Below are 17,251 nucleotides of genomic sequence, written 5' to 3'. Positions count from 1 at the left end.
TCGTAACGGGGAATCCCACGGGGAACATGGAGGCATGGATTTCCGGCTGCTCGGCCCGGTCGGCCTCTACGACGGAGACGCCCGCGTGCATCTGGGACGCCACGCCGAGCTGCCCAAGGTGCACTGTGTGCTGGCCGCGCTGCTGCTGGCCGAGGCCCGCCCGGTCACCGAGACATTCCTCGACAATGCGCTGTGGGGTGCCGAGGCCCGCAACCCCGAGACGCGCCGCGGTTACGTCGGTGACCTGCGCCTGGCGCTGCGCCGGCACGGGTTCACGCTCCCCCGGCAGGGTCAGGGCGGCGTCTATCGGCTCGAGGTGCCACCCGACAAGGTGGACGTCCACCGTTTCCGGGCCGCGGCCGACGATGCCCGGCAGCTGGTCGCGCGGGGTGACTGGGCGGCCGCGCGGGAACGGCTCCGACAGGGTCTGCAGCTGTGGCACGGCCCGGCCCTGGAGGGTGTGCCGGGCGACTGGGCGGCCGGGATCCGGCGGCGGCTGGAACGCGAACGCCGTGAGGCCGAGACCCGGCTGGGCGAGGCCCGGCTACGCTGCGACGACGTCGACGGGGCCCTGGCCGACGCGGAACGGCTGGTGGCCGAGAACCCGGAGGACGAACGGGCGGTCCGCCTGCTCATGCACGCCGTCTACCTCGCGGGTGACTACGGAACGGCGATTGAGACGTACGAGCGGCTGGCCGCGCGAGCCGGACCGGGGGCGCCCACCCGATCGCTGGCCGACCGGATCCGCGTACGGGATCCGCTCCTCGGTGTTCCCGGCGGTGACTCCCCCGACGCCACGGTCCCGCACCAGCTGCCCGCCGTCACGGCCCACTTCGCCGGGCGTACGGGGGAAATGGCCCGCCTGGCCGAGCTGACCGACCCGGCCGGACCCCGCGCTCCCCTGGTTCTGCTCTATGGCACCGCGGGCGTGGGAAAGAGCACCCTGGCCGTGCACTGGGCCCGCTCGGTCGCCGGCGACTATCCGCACGGGCAGCTGCACGCCGACCTGCTCGGTCGTCGTGGTCGCCGGCCGAGCCGCCGCCGCCCGGCCGACGTGCTGCGCGGGTTCCTGGTCGCGCTCGGGGTGCCGCCCGACCGGTTGCCCGCGGGCGAGACCGAGCTGGGCGGGCTGTTCCGCAGCCTCGCGGCCGGGCGCCGCATGCTGATCGTGCTGGAGGACCCGGCCGACGACGACCAGGTGCGCGCGCTGCTGCCCGGCACCGACTCGTGCCTGACCGTGGTGACCAGCCGCACCCGCCTCAACGGGCTGGCCGTCGCGCCCGGCGCCGCCGCCCTGACCCTCGGCCTCCTCGACGCTCCGGCCGCCCGCGAGCTGCTGGCGGCCCGGCTCGGCTACGACCCGCCGCCCGAGGCCGACGAGGTGATCCGGCTCTGCGACGGGCTCCCGCTGGCCCTGAGCATCGTCGCCGCCCAGGCGGCCGAGGTGCCGCTGTCCGCCCTGGCCGACCAGCTGCGCGAGGAGGGCCGCCGGCTCGACGCGATCGCGACCGGCGACGGCGCGACCGACCCGCGCGCCACGTTCGCCTGGTCCTACCACCGCCTGCCGGAGCGGGCGGCCCGGCTGTTCCGGCTGCTGTCCCGCCATCCCGGGCCCGACTTCACACCCGCGGCCGCGGCCAGCCTCATCGGCGAACCGGAGGCACCGGTGGCCGATCTGGCGGCGGCCCACCTGATCAGCTCCCCCGCGCCGGGCCGGTTCACGATGCACGCGCTGCTGCGCGCGTACGCGGCCGAGGTCGACGACGGCGAGGACCCCGAGGCCACGACCCGGCTGTTCGACCACTACCTGCACTCCGCGGCCGCGGCCGATCGCCTGGTCGGGCCGTACTCCCACGTGACCGACGGCGAACCGCCCGCACCCGGCGCCGTGGTCCTCACCCCGGCCGGCGACGCCGCGGCGAGCGCCTGGCTGCGCGACGAGGCGCTGAACCTGGCCGCCGTCGCCGAACGCGGCCTGCAGCTCGGGCGGCTGCGGCACGCCGTGCAGATCCCGCGGATGACCTCGGCCGACCAGATCCGGCAGGGCCGGTGGCCGGAGCACCACGAGGCCCAGCTGGTCGCCCTGGCCGCGGCCGAGCAGCGCGACGACGAGGACGAGGTGGCCGAGTCGCTGATCGCGGTGGCCCGCGCGCTGGGCTGGCTGAACCGGCCCGACGAGGCGCTGCGCCAGGTCGAACGGGCGGTCCCGCTGGCCGCCGGGCCGTGGCGGATCTACCGGTTGCGGACGTTGCAGGCCTGGCTCTTCGGTCTGGTCGACCAGGCGCCCTCGGCGTTGGAGAGCGCCCGGCTGGCCCTGGCCGCGGCCCGTGAGTCGGGCAACCGGCGGGCGGTGGCGGTCACGCTCAACGAGGTCGGCTGGTGGAACGCCGTGCTCGGCCGGCTCGACCCCGCCCTGTCCTTCTGCGCCTCGGCCCTGGCCGAGTTCGAGGCCCTCGACGACGTCAGCGGCATCGCGGCCGCCAGCGACAGCCTCGGCCTGATCCACCACCGCGCGGGCCGGTTCGCCCAGGCCCTGAGCTGCTACGAGCGTGCCCGCCACCTCTACTGCGAGATGCCCGACGTCTTCGAGCACGCCGCCACCCTCGACCGCATGGGCGACTCCCTGGCCGCCCTGGGCCGAGACCCGGCCCCGGCCTGGCGCGAGGCGCTGGCCCTGTTCAACGACCTGCAGCACCCGGACGGCGCCGCGGTCAGCCAGAAACTGATCCGTCTCGCAGCGGACCGAACGCCCCCCGGTACGAGATCGGACCCATGACCGGCAGCACCGCGTTGCGCAGCCGGATCGGCATCGCGGCCACCTTGGTGAACCGGTCGGTCACGGCCTGGACATGCGCGACCCGCTCGCGGCGCCGGGCCTCGAAACGCGTCCCGACCGTGTCCCAGTCCCCCTCGGCCAGCAGCCCGGCCAGCACGACCGCGTCCTCCATGCCGAGCGCGGCCCCCTGCGCCCAGACCGGCGCCGTGGCGTGGGCGGCGTCCCCGATGAGCACACAGCGCCCGTCGGCCCACCGGTCGAGCCGCACCTCCTCGATCGGTGAATGGTGCGGTTCCGAGGGCGTGTCGAGCACCGCCCGTACGGGATCCGGATAGTCCCCGAACGCCGCGCGCAGCCACGCCGGATCGGGTGCGACCGGGCCGCCGCCCGTGGCCGACGCGAACACGTACACCTGGTCGCCGTCGACCGGGATCATCAGGAAGGCGCCCGCCCCGCCCGACCAGACGGTGAAGCAGCCGACGCCCGGGTTGGGGGCCATGAACCGCCAACTGGCCCGGCTCAGCAGCGCCGCCCTGGTGCCCGCGCCCGGAAACAGCGCGGCGCGCACGGCCGACCGCACACCGTCGGCGCCCACGACCATCCCGTACGTCTCCTGTTCGCCGCCCTCGAAGGTGACCGTGCCGTCCGCCCGTACGTTCTCGACCGTCCGGAAGCTCACCTCGGTGCCGTCCTCGAGCAGGGCCAGCAGATCCGCGCGGCGTACGCACCGGGGCCGCGCGTCCGGGCCCCAGAAGGCGTCCTCGTCGACGGCGAACAGCAGCCGCCCCCGCGCCGACCGGTATTCACGGCGCCGGGTGGGCCGGCCCGCCTTCTCGAGCTCCTCCCGCAGGCCGAGCGCGGCCACCGCCCGTACGGCGTTGCCCGGAAGGTTGATCGCCAGCCCGGCGTCGGCGGCGCGCTCGTGCCTCTCGACCAGCGTGAACGGCACACCCCGCCGCCGCAGCGCCCGCCCGAGCGCGAGCCCCGAGATCCCCCCGCCCACCACGAGCACCCGATCGCCGGCCATCGTCAGTCCCTCCCCCGGAAGGGCCCAGCATCCCGCCGACCCTGTTGACGCCCTGTCAACGAGCCGACGCCCGGGCCTGTCGGATGGCCGACCGCCGGCCCGGCGTTCAGATCGCGGGCGACCCGGCCGACAGGTCTTCTCGCACCTACCGGGCCGACGCCGAGGTGGCCACGCCGCTCACCCAGATCGCCGATATCCTGGCGTATCCGCCGGACGTCTCACCGTTGGCCGGCGCCACCGACGGTGTGCTCGGGCTCTTCACCCACCGCCGCAGCGTCGTCTCCCTGGTCTGCCTCAACCGGCGGGTCGGCCGCCCGCCCGCGACCGACCCGGCCACCAGCCGGGTGCTGCTGGTCGAGCACGCGGGCAACCACATCGGGTACGTGGTGGACTCGCTCGGCGCGATCGAGGACTCGGTGTGGCAGCAGGACACCACCGGGCCCGGCGCGCCCGGGCGGCTCGACGAGAGCCCGCTCGTGCAGATCGGCGCCGACCCGGACGGCCGCCTGCTGCCCCGGGTCGACCTGGCCGCCCGGGCCGAGAGCCTGTCCCCGTCCGGCGGCCAGGGGCCAGCCGCCGCCCCCGAGTCCGACGGTCAGGAGCCGACCGCCCTCCCCGAGTCCGACGGTCAGGAGCCGACCGCCCTCCCCGAGTCCGACGGTCAGGAGCCGACCGCGCCGGACCTCGGCGTCAGCCCAGGCCCACCGCCGCGACCATCAACGGCAGCAGGAGCAGGATGATGATCGCACCGAGCACGTCGAAGGACACCCCGGATCGGATCATCGTCGTGATAGGGACGACGCCGGAGCCGTAGACCACCGCGTTCTGGGGCGTCGAGACCGGCAACATGAAGCCGAACGACGCCGCGAAGGTGGCCGCCAGCGCCGGCACCAGCGGGTTGATCCCGGCCGCGACCGCGATCGGGATGATGATCGGCACGACCACGGCCGCCGAGGCCGTGTTGCTGGTCGTCTCCGAGACGACGATCGCCAGCACCACCGCGAACGCCGTGATCGCGAACGTCCCGCCGAGCCCGAGGGCGTCCGCGCTCGACGTGCCGATCGTCTCGGCCAGGCCGGTGTCGGCCAGCAGCGACCCGAAGATGATGCCCGTGCCGAACAGCACGATCGTCCCCCAGTCGATGCGCGCGGCGTCGCTCCAGTTCAGGGTGAACTCGCGCCGCTCCCACGAGGTCGGCAGCAGGAACAGCAGGGACGCGCCGAGCACGGCCACGATGCCCTCGTTGAGCCGGGCACTGACCGTGTCGTAGACGGCGGACTCGGTGCCGGCGACCACCGCCACGACGCCCGGGAAGATCCAGAGGCTGACCGTGACCAGGAACGCGATGAGCGTGTTGCGCTCGGCCGCGGAGAACCGGCCCAGGCTCGCCCGCTCGGCCGCCACGTACTCCTCGACGCCCTCGATACGGCGGATCTCCGGCTTGTTGAGCAGCAGCAGGACGACCGCGAGGACCACGAACATGAGCAGGCAGACCGGGGCGGCCATGCCCATCCACTGCGCGAACGAGATGCGCTCGCCGGTCGCCTCCTCGATCAGGCCGCGGCCGATCAGGTTGGGCGGGGAACCCACCGGCGTGAGCAGACCACCGACCGAGGCCCCGTACGCCAGCATCAGCATGAGCGCCGCACCCACCCGCAGCCGGGTGGGGTCGAAGCCGGGCTCGACCAGCCCCCGGTCCTGCAGCAGCTTCGCGATGACGGAGAGGATGCCGAGCGCCGTGGGCAGCAGCATGGCGACCGTGGCCGTGTTCGACACGAACGCCGAGAGCGCGCACGTGACCACGCCGAACGCGATGATGACGCGCGCGGTCGAACGGCCGACACCGGGCAGCGACAGGATGCGGAACGCGAACCGGCGGGCCAGGCCGTGCTTGAGCATCGCCTGGGCCAGGATGAAGGCGCCGATGAAGGTGAACACCGTGGACGAGCCGAACGGCGCGAGCACGTCGGTCGCCTCGGCCACCCCGAAGACGACGATCAGCGCGACACCGATCAGGCCGCCGACCGGGATCGGCACCGCCTCGGTGACCCACAGGACGATCACGCCCAGCAGCACTGCGCCGAGGACCTGCTGACCGGCCGGGATGCTGAGCGGGAGAGCCAGGAAGATGATCGTGACGGCCGGGGCGAGGAAGAGTCCGGCCGTACGGCGGCCCTTCTCGAAACGCTCCTCGGCCGGGGACAGTTGCTGCTCGCCCAGACTGCGGTAGGTAGCGCCACCGAGCAGGCGTTTCTCGACATCGGTCTTGGCGGGTGCGTCGGTCATGGCGGTCTCGCCCCCTTGATCGAGTGATCTACATCACTCGATGGTAAGGGGCGTCAGGGCAAATCGCCCAGAAGCGCCTCTCCCAGAGGGGTCAGGGTGTGCACGACGGCCTTGCCGGCCCGGCTCGTGTGGATGAGCTTGGCCTCGCGCAGAACGGCCGTGTGCTGGCTGACCGACGCCGCGCTCACCCCGACGCGGCGAGCCAGCTCGGAGGTCGTCCGGCCGTCGCCCAGCGATTCGAGCAGCGAGGTGCGGGTGCGGCCGATCAGCGCGGCCAGCGACGCGCCCTCGGCCGGACGCACCCCCGGGCGCAGCGTGAGGTCGTGCTCGATCGGATAGACCAGCACCGGCGGCAGCGTGGTGTCGCGCAGCGTGTCCGGCGTCCCCCACGACAGGTAGGACGGCACGAGCAACAACCCCCGCCCGTCGAGGCGCAGCGTCTGCTCGAACGGGGTGTCCACCTCGAGCACCGGCGGCTCCCAGCGCATCATCGGCCGGAAGCTGTCGAGCAGCCCTTCCGCGCCCTGGTCGAGCAGCACCCGCGCGCGGCGCGACCGCTCGGCCTCGATGTGGGCGCGGGCCTCACCCCAGAACGGCGAGATCGCGCTCTCGTACTGCGACTGCAGCGCGCCGGCCAGCCGCTCCAGGATCTCGGTGTCGCCGTCGGCCAGTTGACCCAGCCAGGACGGCTGGGGCCCGGCGTGGCGGACCAGTTCCTCGAGCTCGTCGCGCAGCCGGGTGGCCGGGGTCGACTTGATCGCCTCGATGGCCGACAACAGACCCGCCGAGCCCTCGGCCGGGGTGAGGAAGTCGGGGTAGTACGCGCCCCGGACCAGCGGCAACAGCATCTCGAGGTCGTCGCGGCGGCTGGCCTTGATGGCGTGTCCGCGCCAGCGGCCATAGATCAGCTCGGGACCGGGACGGCGCAGGCGCCACACGCTGAAGATGGTCTCCCACAGCGGATCGGGCTCACCCGCGATCCGAACACGGCCGATGTCATCCGGCGTGAAGTGGATCCGCAACACGTCGGCCCCCAGTTGCCCCCTAGCAAGCAATCACGGCCGGAAGTCTATCCGGAGAGCGCGACACCGAAACAATCAGGACACGACAAATGTCCGTACGGCCCCGTTCGGCGCACGGAAGGACGGGCGTCGCCACGAGCGGCGGGCACGATTCGAGCAGTCCGGATATGCACCCCCGATAACGGCATATCCGACACGGACGGACTCGCGTCGACCCGGCTCGTGGCCGACCCGGCCAAAAGACGATCGCCGCCGGGCGGGAGCGGCGACAAGACGTTTAATGCAGCCCTGAAATGATGGGGCCGGGTTCATCCGAACGGTGGAGTAGTGTTTCCACGTTTCGGGCTGTCGTCTCGCCTTTCCGGGCGGCCGTTTCGCCGTTCGGGCCACGGCTAGTCGTTCGGGCCGCCATTCGCCTTTCCGGCCATTGTTCGCCGGTCCGGCCGATAACGACAAAGAATCAAATTCCCGAAATGTGCGGCGACGGATGAGCACTTGAGCCGACGACGGGCGCGACGCGGGCCACCGCGTGGCCGTCAACCGGCAACGGGCGCGACATGAGCCACCGCGTGGCCGTCAACCGGCGACGAGCGCGACGCGGTCCGACGGGCTGGCGTCAACCGGCAACGGGCGCGACACGGGCCACCGCGTGGCCGTCAACCGGCGACGAGCGCGACGCGGTCCGACGGGCTGGCGTCAGCCCGCGACGGACGGCTCGACGGCGGGCTCGGCCGGGCGCCGGCGGGCCACCCAGCGCTCGAAGATCAGCGACGTGAACGGCGGGATCGACGCGGCCAGGCCGACCAGCGTGCGCAGCAGCGACCACCGCTCGGTGCGGGCCACCCACAGCGCGGCCACGATGTAGGCGACGAACAGCGCCCCGTGCAGCCGGCCGAAGAACCAGACCCCCATGTCGGTGACCTCGGCGACCCGCTTCAGATACATGCCGACGAGCAGCCCCGCCCACGAGAACGCCTCGGCCACGGCCGTGATGCGGAAGATGCGGTACGGCTGCACGATGTCGCTCCCGGAACGCGTCGGGTGATCTGTTTCAGACGAGGCGTCCGAGCGTACCGGGGAAGGAACTTTGCTTTGGATGACGCGGCCGCCGGAGTGATCTGGTCCTCACCCCGGCGGCTCGCGGATCTCTAGCGGAATGCCCGCTCGTCCACCTCGACCAGACGGCCGGCGTGCTTGACGCCGAACAGGCCGGCGATGCTCCACGAGGTCGAGTACAGCTTGCCGTTCGCATACTCGATCCCCGTCGGCATGGTGACCGCGGCGTGCGTGGCCTGCCCGTGCCGGATGCGGGTCAGGCGGCCCACCTTCGACGGGTCGAACCCGGGCGGCGGATTGCTGGCCGGCGCCCCGAACAGCACCTCGGAGGCGTAGATCGTGCCGTGCGGGCTGACCGCGACGCCGGTGAGCGACGTGAACCCGCCGTACTTGCGCAGCACCTTGCCGGTGCGTCCGTCCAGCTGGTAGATCACCGACGCGCCCGGCTTCTCGGCGCCTAGGGTCGAGACATAGACGTACGGGCCCCGGACCGCGATGCCGGTCGGCACCGAGTCACAGCCGACCGTGCCCGGATTCGCCTGCGCACCCTTGGCCAGACATTCCTTCGTACGCGGGTTGGGCGGCACGAAGTATGTGGACACCTTGCCCGTCCACGGGTCGACGCGCAGCACGTCGTTGGCGCCACCGTCGGCCACCAGCAGCCCCCACCGGGTGGCGGTCATGCTGAACGGGTTGGACAGCGCGTCGTACGGTTTTCCGGCTTTGTCGAACTGTTTCTGACCGTCCGGATTGTGCTTCAACTCGTATTTCAGAAGATCGGCGACAACGCGAACGTGTTTACCGTTCCGGTCGGCCATCAGAACCGAGGCCGGCGGATATTTCGAGGGCGGCGGAGGCGGCCCCTCCGGATTGGGCCCGCCGAGCACGACAAAGATCTTCCCCCGGGAAGCGGTGACGCCCGCCGCCCCGGGAATCTTCGAGATCAGCGTGGTTCGCGCGCCCGACCGGAGATTGACCGCAGTGACTTCACCACTCTCCGACTCGGCGACCAGTGCCGCGTGCGGCGACACCACGTCGAGCCCGAACGGGCCGTCCAACCCGGTGGTGACCGTCCTGATCGGCGCCTTGCCGGCGTGACCACCACCGGCGTAGGCCGGAACGCCGGCGACCACCATGAGCGCGCCCGTCCCCACGGCCGCGGACAATTTCAGCGCATGCGTGATTCTCATTCTGTCCCCCCGACAGATGCGCCAGTTCGAGATCATTCTCTGAGCCGATCCGATATCGGCAGAATCAACCTAGGAACGCGTTGCACATGCGGCAACCATCCTTTCGGCCGACGCGTACGGAAATCGGCCTCCCCAATTCGTGGACCTTCAAGGCGGCGATTGGAGCTGATCATTTCCGGTCGGATGTGCCAGATTTCGGCAACCACACCTGCGGATCCCCCGGCGGTTCTACAGTCGACGCATGGAGATGCGCTGGTGGTCGGTCGAGGTCCTGGACGGTCCTCGCGGCACCGCGCGTGCGTGGCGTGAGTCGCTCGGAAACAACCTCGTCGAAGCGGCGATCACCAACGGCGCGTACCGCTGGGAATGGACCGTCCATCAGTGGGGCGTGCTCTTCGAGATCGCCTTCCACACCGATGAGGCCTGGACGGCCTATCGTGCCCTGCCGCTGGTCTCGGCCGCGCTCGACGCGGTGCCCGACCCGGCGCACGGCCTCTATGTCTACCCCGGCCGTGGCGGCAGCGGCGGCCGGGCCGAGCCGCGGCGCCCACGCCCGATTTCCGGCGCCGGGGCGGCCGAGATGCCCCACCCCGAGATCCGCGAGTTGCTGACCCTGCGCGACGGCCGTCGCCCGTCCTTCACGCTGGGCATCCACCACCTCGTCTAGGGCCGGCCACCTTTCGGCCACTCCACGCGCCGGAGCCCGCTTCTGGCCGCTCGCCGGTTTTCCATTGCGCGAGCGCGGTGACTCGATCGCGCGCGCCGGCGTTCAGGAAGCGCCCGGGCCGTTGCCGGCGTACTCGCGGAAGCGTTCCACCGCGTGCCCCGAGACGGCCCGCCCGTGCCCGAAGACGGCGTGCTCGAACTCGTAGGTGGCCAGCTTGGCCAGGCTGCGCCCCTGCTCGGCGGCGTCGATCGAGACCTGCGTCGGCCCCGAGGTCACCTTGCCGTCGCGCGTGCCCGAGGCCGTGTCACCCGCGAAGAGGATGCCGCCGGCCCGGTCGAGCAGGAACGACACGTGCCCCCGGGTGTGCCCCGGCGTGTGCAGGGCGGTGAAGCCGTCGAGCGGCTCCGACTCCTCCCCCGTGATCAGCTGGTCGAGCTTGGTCGGCTCGGCCGTGCCGATCAGCCGGGTCGCCAGCCTGGCCAGCCCCTTGGGCTCGGGCGCCTGGATCCCCCCGGTGATGATCGGCGCGTCGGCCGCGTGCGCGAACACCCGCGCTCCCGACCGGCGGCGAACGTCGGCGACGTTCCCGATGTGGTCGAAGTGGTGGTGGGTGAGCAGCACCGCGGTCACGTCGCCGATCTGCTTGCGCAGCCCGCGCAGCGCGCGGTCGATCCGCTTGGAGTTGCGCGGCAGCCCGGTGTCGACGAGCACCACGCCGTCGTCGGTCACGACCAGGTGCATGTTGACAAACCCGAGGCTCAGCTCGAAGACACCGTCCACCACTTCCCGCACGCGGGCCATTCTGCCGCATCGCGCGAACCTTGATCGCGCACGTTCGCGCCTGTCGCCATCCCGTTCAACGCCACGGCCCTCGGCGCCGACGACCGCGCCCTGAGCGAGGCCGCCCGGCGACCGCGCGCAACACGAACAGCCACCACCACGCGCAACACGAACAGCCACCACCACGCGCAACACGAACATCCACCATCACGTGGATGCCGGTTTCGCGAAACACCATTCCTGGGGCTTTTGTCCAATTAAAGTAGCCAATCATGGACCGTAGGGCGTTTCTGGTCGCGGGCGGGGCGGCCGCCGTTGTCGGGCTCACCGGAGTGGCGGCGCGGGCCGCCGTACGGTGGCCGATCTTCGAATGGGCCCGGCCGACCGGGTTCTTCTTCCCGGGCGAGCTCGTCCAGACCCCGCCGCCGCTGGCGGTCTACGACGACGGCACCGCGTACGCCGACGCCACCGCCAGCTTTCCCCTGCGGGCCCGCCAGGCCGAGTCGCTGCGTGCCCACACCGTCGCCGTGCTGCGCAATCCCCGTCACACCGAGCGCGACCGGTCCAAGCCACCGGGCCGCGATCAACCCGAAGACCGTTTGCGCGTACGGGATGACGACGGCACCTACCTCACGGCCGAGCTCGACGACTGGGGCGACGGCGACCCCGCGCACGCCTACCCCGACGCGCTCCACGAACTGGCCGCCCACGTGCAGGAGCTGCGACGTCACGTGCTGCGGGGCGGCGAGCCCTGGCGGCCCAACGCCGTTCTGCTGGCCGCCGTCCGACTCGACTTCGCTCCGGACGACGCCGTTCCGTGGCCGGCCGGCATCCCGGTGCCCGACCGGATCGAGCGCCGTGTGCCCGGGGCGCGGGCTCAGGCCGTACGGGGGAATCTGAGGTCTGAACTGACGGCCTATCGCACGTCACCGGGCCACTATGTCGCCGCGGCCTGGCGCCACCTGCTCCCCCACGAATGATCCGACCGGCCGAGGGCATGACTGACCCGACCCGCCGAGAGCGCGACCGAGCCGACCGGCCGGACGCACCGGGTAGCCCTGCGGACGGAAGCGCGACCGAACCCGCCAAGTGGGGACGTCGAAGCCGGGACCAGATCGTCGTAAACGTCCGGCTTTTCCCACGCCACCGGCCGTTCCGCTGGAAGAATCATCCGGAGAGTAGGCGCGAAGCAACGCCGGGTGCGGTACTGTCCGTGCCCGACGCTCGGTATGATCGCGATCGTCGAACGTAGAGGATCCACACTGGACGCTGGGGTCCACCGAGGTGAGGATGTTCGCGTGACAGAGGATCTGGCCAGGCTGGACACGAATGTGCCGGAGACGGCCCGAGTCTGGAACCACCTGCTCGGTGGCACCGACAACGTCGCCGCCGACCGTGCCGTGCGCGCGACCGGCGACGTGTACGGCGCCGTCGGGCGCAAGCCGTAGCGGACCGGCCACCTCTTTGATAAGCAGATCATCATGACCGGGCGTGGGGACAGCGGCGGGTCGACCGTGCGTCGGCTCCAGCTGGGTGGACGCCTGCGCGAGTTGCGCCTCGCCGCCGGGGTGAGCCGGGAGGCCGCCGGCTACCGCATCCGGGCGTCCGAATCCAAGATCAGCCGGATGGAGCTGGGCCGGGTCGGCTTCAAGGCCCGCGACGTCACCGACCTGCTCCTGCTCTACGGCGTCGACGACCGGGCCGAGCACGAACGCCTCCTGGAGCTGACCAAGGCGGCCAACTCGCCGAGCTGGTGGCAGTCCTACGGCGACGTGCTGGAGAGCTGGTTCCACAGCTACCTCGACCTCGAGCAGGCGGCCGAGCTGATCCGCACGTACGAGATCCAGTTCGTCCCCGGGCTGCTGCAGACCGAGGCGTACGCGAGTGCGGTGATCCGCCTCGCGCACACCAACCCGAGCAAGCACGAGGTCGAACGGCTGGCCAAGCTGCGGATGCGGCGCAAGGAGACCCTGGCCCGGCCCGACTCGCCGACGTTCTGGGCGGTTCTGGACGAAGCGGTGCTGCGCCGGCTGATCGGCGGGCGCGAGGTGCTGCGGGAACAGATCGTCGCCCTGCTCGAGGCGTGCGATGACCCGAACGTCCGGCTACAGGTGATCCCGTTCGACTCGGGCGGCCACGCCGCGGCCGGGGGCGCGTTCAGCATTCTGCGCTTCCCGCACGAGGAACTGGACGACGTCGTCTACATCGAGCACCTGACCAGCGCCCTCTACCTGGACAAACGCGAGGACGTGGACGACTACGCGGCCGCCTTCGGCCGGCTCATCATCGAGGCCGCCCCGCCCGCGCGCACCCCCGACATATTGAAAGGCGTCATCGCCGATCTGGACCGTTCCTGAATATCCACAATGGGCGCTTGCGCAACGCATTCCGGGCCGATAGAAACGTCCCCATGACGGACCAAGAGGCCCCCGCCGAGCTGCAGCCCGACGTGCCCCACGCGGCACGCATGTGGAACTACTGGATGGGCGGGAAAGACAACTTCGCCGCCGACCGCGCCGCCGGTGACGCCGTGGCCCAGGTTTACCCCGAGATCGTGGTGATGGCGCGCCAGTCGCGCAAGTTCCTCATCCGGGTCGTCCGCTATCTCGCCGCCGAGGCGGGTGTGCGCCAGTTCCTCGACATCGGCACCGGCCTGCCGACCATGCAGAACACTCACGAGGTGGCCCAGGGCATCGCCCCCGAGGCCAAGATCGTCTACGTCGACAACGACCCGATGGTGCTCGCCTACGCCCGGGCCCTGCTGGTCGGCACGACGAGCGAGGGCGTCACCACGTACGTCCACGCCGACTACCACGACCCCGAGAAGATCCTGGCCGAGGCCGAGGGCGCGCTCAACTTCGACGAGCCGGTGGCCGTCATGTTCATGGGCGTCATGGGTTACGAGCCCGACCTCGCGGTGATCCGCTCGATCGTCGACACCGTCATGTCCCGCATGCCCGCGGGCAGCTTCCTGGTCTTCTGGGACGGCACCGACACGTCCCAGGCGGTCGTCGAGGGCGCCGAGCGGCTGGCCCAGGCCGGCGGCGTGCCCTACATCCTGCGCAGCCCGGCCGAGCTGTCCACGGTCTTCGAGGGCCTCGAACTGGTCGAGCCCGGCCTCACCCAGATCAGCTCGTGGCGTCCCGACGGCGACGGCATCGAAGAGATCGAGGCGTACGGCGCGGTCGGCCGCAAGCCCCTCTGACCCGAGGCCTGTTTCAGGGGAGACCGCGATCGCCGGGTCTCCCCTGTTGATGCCACGTCCCATTCCGGGCCGGTTCCCGCGCCGGAATGTCCGGAAAGCTGCACCTCGACAAGGCAACCCCACCTGTTGAGGAGAGCTCCCGTGCGTACCGTTTCCCGGATCGTTCCCGCCGCCGTCGTGCTGTCCGGCCTGATGCTGACCACGGCCTGCGCCAACGACACCGAGTCGGCCGCTCCCGGTCCCTCCGCGACCCCACCGGCCACGGCCACCCTGGGTTCCTCGCCCTCCGCGTCCCCGTCGTCGTCCTCGCCGTCACCGTCACCGTCGGCTTCGTCCTCGTCGTCGGGCACGAAGGGCGGCGTCTTCAGCGGCACCCGTCAGGTCCACCTGCTGCCGAAGAACAGCGAGGCCACGCTCGGCGTGGTGCCGGACGGCAAGATCGGCCTGTCCGAGAAGTTCGGCGACAAGGACCTGTTCGTGATCAAGCCGCTCACTCCCGGCGGCGACCAGTACTGGATCCAGACGGCCAAGCTGCGAGACGGGGCCGAGCCGTTCTGCCTGTCGGCCAAGCTCGGCGCCGGCCAGAAGCCCGCCCCGGTGAAGACCGCCTCGTGCGACGCGTCCGCCGCCGACCAGAAGTTCCGTTTCCGCCAGACCGGCGAGTCGAACGGCAAACCCACGTACACCATCTACACCGGCACCACCACTTACATCATCCAGGACCCGACCGGCGAGATCGCCCACACGGGCACGGGCGTGGCCGCCGTCTCGATCGGCGAGGGCACCCCCGACATCGACACCCCGTTCGTGATCGCCGACAAGGGCCAGGCGTCCATGCCGGCTCTCGACTGACGGTCACGCTCCCCTTTCCCGTACGGGACCTTGGCCCGTACGGCGTCAATTGAGGATGTTGATCGGGCGGCCGTCCAGATAGCTCGTCAGGTTGTCGTGCAGCTCGACCAGGTTGGCCTCCCGGGCCGTTCCCGTGTACCAGGCGGTGCCCGGGCTGAGCACGACGTTGTCGAGACCCCGGATGTCATCGGCCGCCTCGGCCGACAGGTCGTCCAGACCCGCCCCGGCCAGACGCCCGTCGGCCAGCATGCGCGCGAGGGCCGCCTGGTCGATGATCCCGCCCCGGCAGGTGTTGATCAGGATGGCTTCGTCGCGGAGCAGCGCGAGCCGGCCGGCGTCGAGCAGGTGGCGGGTGGCCGGACCGAAGGGCACGTGCACCGAGACGACGTCGCTGCGGCGCAGCACCTCGGTCAGGGAGACCGGTTGGCCCACGCTGTCGGTCGAGAGCACAGTCATGCCGAAGCCGTCCGCGATGCGCGCCACCGAGCGGGCGATCCGCCCTTTGCCGATCAGGCCCAGGGTCCGCCCGGCCAGCTCCATGCCGAGGAACGGCGGGTAGAGGTGGCCGGCGCCCGCCCGCACGGCTTCGTCGGCCGCGCGCAACCGGCGGGTCACCGCGAGCAGCAGCGCGAAGACGTGCTCGGCGGTCGCCTGGGCGGCGTAGGCCGGGCAGTGGCTGACGGCGATCCCGGCCGAGCGGGCCGCGTCCAGATCGACGAAGTCGTAGCCGGTGGTGACCAGGGCCAGATGCCGCAGCCGGCGCACCCGCTCGAACACCCCGGCCGGCAGATGGGTCCACTCGACGATCGCGATGTCGCTGGCGGAGAGCCGGTCGACGGCGGTGCCGGCGTCGGGCCGGTCGGTGAAGACCTCGAGCTCCCCGAGCCGTTCGAACCGGCGGCGCCACGGCTCGGGGAAGTACGTCGGCTCGTCCAGATAGATGATCCTCAACGCGCACCGTCCAGCGTCCCGAGCACTTCCCTCAGCCGCAGGCAGGCACTCCGGAACATGACCGGGTCGCGGGCGAGCGCGAACCGCAGGTGCCGAGCACCCCGCCCCGGCTCGTTCCAGAAGAAGTTCTCGCCCGGAAGAGCCCCGATGCCGGCCGCGGCGAGCACGTCCACCACCTCACGCCCGGTCAGCGCCGCCCCTTCGACCCGGACCCATTCGACGCTGATCTCGGGGCTGCGGCCGTCCGGTACGAGGATCGAGCCGGCCATCGCCTCACGCAGGGCGGCCCGGTTGACGCGCGTGTGGCGGCGCACTGTGCGGTCCAGGCCGCGCTGTTCGGAGTCCGCGAGATATTCGACCAGCAGCCGCAGCACGAACGGGCTCACGTTGAGCAGCATGTCGTTGTGCGGTTCGACGAGGGCCGGGTAGAGCTCGGGACTCGCGGCGAGCATCCCGCACTTGAGTTCGAGCGTCGGCCAGGTCTTGCCGGTGTCCTCGACGCAGATGAACCGCACACCCGAGCGGGCCAGGATCTCGTACTGGTCCCAGGCCGGCCGGGCGTCGAAGAAGCGGAACGTGCAGTCGACGATCAGCACGATTCCCTCGGCCGCACATCGGTGCGCGAGGTGTTCGAAGACCGACGGGTCGAGGCTGAAACCGGTGGGGTTGTTGGGCAGGGTCAGGAACAGCGCGTCGGTCCGGAGCCCGGCCACGGTGGCCGCGATCCGCCCGGGAGCCAGCGCGGCCTCGTTGACCGGGGCCAGCCGCACCTGCCGGCGCTGCAGCAGCGTGGCCAGGTTGTCGAAGCAGGGTTCGAGCAGCGTCACCGACATCCCGCGGCGGGCCAGGGCGCAGGCGATCAGGTCGATCGCCTGCGAGGCCGAGGTGCAGAGCAGGGTGGCGCGGCCGAGGGCGCTGTGCTGCCCGGCGAGGCGGTAGAAGGCCTCCCGGTAGGTCGCCTCGAGATCGGCCTGCCGGGTCCGCTCACCGTCGGCGAAGATCGTCGGAAGCCGCCGGACGATCTCGCGCTGCGCGCTGTCCTGCAGCTGGTGGGCGTGGCCGTCGGCCAGGTTGAAGGGCAGACCGAGCCCGCGCCATTCATACTGGGTGAGATTCGCCGGGGAACGCAATTCGATCATCTTTCCTGTCCGTTCTCGGAGCGTCGCGGGTCGCCGCGGAAATCGCGTTCGGAGATCCGCCGAATCACGTCGGAGGCGATGAGCACGGCAACGCAATACCGTTCGGTGGCCGGTTGGACGACGAGCACCACGGAAACGATCACCACGCACCCGGGCCATATGAATGACGTGACATATCTGCGGGCCGCCGCCGACCGGATCATCATCCTGGTCATGGGAAGTCTCCCTTCGTGCGACCACGGTACGGGCGGCACGACCAGCCCGGCAACGCCGGAATGTACTGTGGAGTCAGCCCTTTGT

At 71.3% G+C, this 17,251-nt stretch carries 17 protein-coding genes; 8 read left to right on the top strand and 9 right to left on the bottom strand.

Going from position 1 to position 17,251, the window contains the following annotated elements; all coding sequences use genetic code 11:
• Window positions 1–34: 34 nt before the first annotated feature.
• Complete coding sequence (locus tag JIG36_RS23150; RefSeq protein WP_203378464.1) at window positions 35–2,776, top strand: ATP-binding protein; 2,742 nt, start codon at window positions 35–37, stop codon at window positions 2,774–2,776.
• Here the strand turns inward: JIG36_RS23150 and JIG36_RS23145 are convergent.
• A complete protein-coding gene (locus JIG36_RS23145) occupies window positions 2,712–3,803 on the bottom strand; it encodes an FAD-dependent monooxygenase (RefSeq protein ID WP_203378463.1) in 1,092 nt (363 codons plus the stop codon). The two genes, JIG36_RS23150 and JIG36_RS23145, sit on opposite strands and share 65 nt — an antisense overlap.
• 83 nt (window positions 3,804–3,886) lie before the next feature.
• On the opposite strand from JIG36_RS23145, the gene JIG36_RS23140 reads away from it, so the two are divergent.
• Window positions 3,887–4,543, top strand: a complete 657-nt coding sequence (locus JIG36_RS23140; protein WP_203378462.1) for a chemotaxis protein CheW — start codon at window positions 3,887–3,889, stop codon at window positions 4,541–4,543.
• On the opposite strand, the gene JIG36_RS23135 is transcribed toward JIG36_RS23140, so the two are convergent.
• From JIG36_RS23135 to JIG36_RS23120, 4 genes are all read right to left on the bottom strand, one after another.
• A complete protein-coding gene (locus JIG36_RS23135; protein WP_203378461.1) occupies window positions 4,494–6,089 on the bottom strand; it encodes an SLC13 family permease in 1,596 nt (531 codons plus the stop codon). The genes JIG36_RS23140 and JIG36_RS23135 overlap by 50 nt on opposite strands.
• 53 nt (window positions 6,090–6,142) lie before the next feature.
• The gene (locus JIG36_RS23130; RefSeq protein WP_307872871.1) at window positions 6,143–7,114 is read right to left on the bottom strand and encodes an ArsR/SmtB family transcription factor; all 972 of its coding nucleotides are present in this window, start codon (window positions 7,112–7,114) and stop codon (window positions 6,143–6,145) included.
• A gap of 693 nt (window positions 7,115–7,807) precedes the next feature.
• On the bottom strand, window positions 7,808–8,128 hold the full coding sequence (locus JIG36_RS23125; protein ID WP_203378459.1) for a DUF3817 domain-containing protein: 321 nt from the start codon (window positions 8,126–8,128) through the stop codon (window positions 7,808–7,810).
• A 131-nt stretch (window positions 8,129–8,259) separates the two neighbouring features.
• Window positions 8,260–9,357, bottom strand: coding sequence for a ScyD/ScyE family protein (locus JIG36_RS23120; protein ID WP_203378458.1), 1,098 nt, complete (start codon window positions 9,355–9,357; stop codon window positions 8,260–8,262).
• A gap of 241 nt (window positions 9,358–9,598) precedes the next feature.
• Between JIG36_RS23120 and JIG36_RS23115 the strand changes: the two genes are divergently transcribed.
• Window positions 9,599–10,024, top strand: coding sequence for a hypothetical protein (locus tag JIG36_RS23115; RefSeq protein ID WP_203378457.1), 426 nt, complete (start codon window positions 9,599–9,601; stop codon window positions 10,022–10,024).
• 102 nt (window positions 10,025–10,126) lie between these two features.
• Here the strand turns inward: JIG36_RS23115 and JIG36_RS23110 are convergent, their stop codons facing one another.
• The gene (locus tag JIG36_RS23110; RefSeq protein ID WP_307872870.1) at window positions 10,127–10,816 is read right to left on the bottom strand and encodes an MBL fold metallo-hydrolase; all 690 of its coding nucleotides are present in this window, start codon (window positions 10,814–10,816) and stop codon (window positions 10,127–10,129) included.
• A 260-nt stretch (window positions 10,817–11,076) separates the two neighbouring features.
• On the opposite strand from JIG36_RS23110, the gene JIG36_RS23105 reads away from it, so the two are divergent.
• The 5 genes from JIG36_RS23105 (at window position 11,077) to JIG36_RS23085 (ending at window position 14,861) form a co-directional block, all read left to right on the top strand.
• On the top strand, window positions 11,077–11,784 hold the full coding sequence (locus JIG36_RS23105) for a hypothetical protein (RefSeq protein WP_203378455.1): 708 nt from the start codon (window positions 11,077–11,079) through the stop codon (window positions 11,782–11,784).
• 318 nt (window positions 11,785–12,102) lie between these two features.
• Window positions 12,103–12,252: an SAM-dependent methyltransferase gene (locus JIG36_RS54145; RefSeq protein WP_307872869.1), complete on the top strand. Its 150-nt coding sequence runs from the start codon at window positions 12,103–12,105 to the stop codon at window positions 12,250–12,252.
• 33 nt (window positions 12,253–12,285) lie between these two features.
• Window positions 12,286–13,161 carry a Sco1979 family transcriptional regulator gene (locus JIG36_RS23095; RefSeq protein WP_203378453.1) on the top strand — a complete coding sequence of 292 codons (876 nt, stop codon included), beginning with the start codon at window positions 12,286–12,288 and terminating at the stop codon, window positions 13,159–13,161.
• Window positions 13,162–13,214: 53 nt separating this feature from the next.
• A complete protein-coding gene (locus JIG36_RS23090; protein WP_203378452.1) occupies window positions 13,215–14,009 on the top strand; it encodes an SAM-dependent methyltransferase in 795 nt (264 codons plus the stop codon).
• Window positions 14,010–14,150: 141 nt separating this feature from the next.
• Window positions 14,151–14,861 carry a hypothetical protein gene (locus JIG36_RS23085; protein WP_203378451.1) on the top strand — a complete coding sequence of 237 codons (711 nt, stop codon included), beginning with the start codon at window positions 14,151–14,153 and terminating at the stop codon, window positions 14,859–14,861.
• Between the two features lie 45 nt (window positions 14,862–14,906).
• On the opposite strand, the gene JIG36_RS23080 is transcribed toward JIG36_RS23085, so the two are convergent.
• Genes JIG36_RS23080 through JIG36_RS23070 form a run of 3 tightly spaced genes read right to left on the bottom strand, consistent with a single transcriptional unit; the run spans window position 14,907 to window position 17,166 of the window.
• Window positions 14,907–15,812: a 2-hydroxyacid dehydrogenase gene (locus JIG36_RS23080; RefSeq protein WP_203378450.1), complete on the bottom strand. Its 906-nt coding sequence runs from the start codon at window positions 15,810–15,812 to the stop codon at window positions 14,907–14,909.
• Window positions 15,809–16,951: an aminotransferase class I/II-fold pyridoxal phosphate-dependent enzyme gene (locus JIG36_RS23075; RefSeq protein WP_203378449.1), complete on the bottom strand. Its 1,143-nt coding sequence runs from the start codon at window positions 16,949–16,951 to the stop codon at window positions 15,809–15,811. The genes JIG36_RS23080 and JIG36_RS23075 overlap by 4 nt, the downstream gene beginning before the upstream one ends.
• Window positions 16,948–17,166, bottom strand: coding sequence for a hypothetical protein (locus tag JIG36_RS23070; protein ID WP_203378448.1), 219 nt, complete (start codon window positions 17,164–17,166; stop codon window positions 16,948–16,950). Before JIG36_RS23070 ends, JIG36_RS23075 begins: the two co-directional genes overlap by 4 nt.
• Window positions 17,167–17,251 lie beyond the last annotated feature (85 nt).

Origin of the sequence: Paractinoplanes ovalisporus, assembly GCF_016834655.1 — a bacterium.
Taxonomy (GTDB): Bacteria; Actinomycetota; Actinomycetes; order Mycobacteriales; family Micromonosporaceae; genus Actinoplanes; species Actinoplanes ovalisporus.
Note: the sequence above shows the minus strand (reverse complement) of the source record. Positions and strands in the feature narration are given on the sequence as shown.

Bases quoted from the DNA above. Each gene is read 5' to 3' on its own strand.
- JIG36_RS23115 (WP_203378457.1), top strand. From the start codon at position 9,599: ATGGAGATGCGCTGGTGGTCGGTCGAGGTCCTGGACGGTCCTCGCGGC.
- JIG36_RS23075 (WP_203378449.1), bottom strand. From the start codon at position 16,951: ATGATCGAATTGCGTTCCCCGGCGAATCTCACCCAGTATGAATGGCGC.
- JIG36_RS23135 (WP_203378461.1), bottom strand. From the start codon at position 6,089: ATGACCGACGCACCCGCCAAGACCGATGTCGAGAAACGCCTGCTCGGT.
- JIG36_RS23070 (WP_203378448.1), bottom strand. From the start codon at position 17,166: ATGACCAGGATGATGATCCGGTCGGCGGCGGCCCGCAGATATGTCACG.
- JIG36_RS23105 (WP_203378455.1), top strand. From the start codon at position 11,077: ATGGACCGTAGGGCGTTTCTGGTCGCGGGCGGGGCGGCCGCCGTTGTC.
- JIG36_RS23140 (WP_203378462.1), top strand. From the start codon at position 3,887: ATGGCCGACCGCCGGCCCGGCGTTCAGATCGCGGGCGACCCGGCCGAC.
- JIG36_RS23150 (WP_203378464.1), top strand. From the start codon at position 35: ATGGATTTCCGGCTGCTCGGCCCGGTCGGCCTCTACGACGGAGACGCC.
- JIG36_RS23120 (WP_203378458.1), bottom strand. From the start codon at position 9,357: ATGAGAATCACGCATGCGCTGAAATTGTCCGCGGCCGTGGGGACGGGC.
- JIG36_RS23090 (WP_203378452.1), top strand. From the start codon at position 13,215: ATGACGGACCAAGAGGCCCCCGCCGAGCTGCAGCCCGACGTGCCCCAC.
- JIG36_RS23095 (WP_203378453.1), top strand. From the start codon at position 12,286: ATGACCGGGCGTGGGGACAGCGGCGGGTCGACCGTGCGTCGGCTCCAG.
- JIG36_RS23145 (WP_203378463.1), bottom strand. From the start codon at position 3,803: ATGGCCGGCGATCGGGTGCTCGTGGTGGGCGGGGGGATCTCGGGGCTC.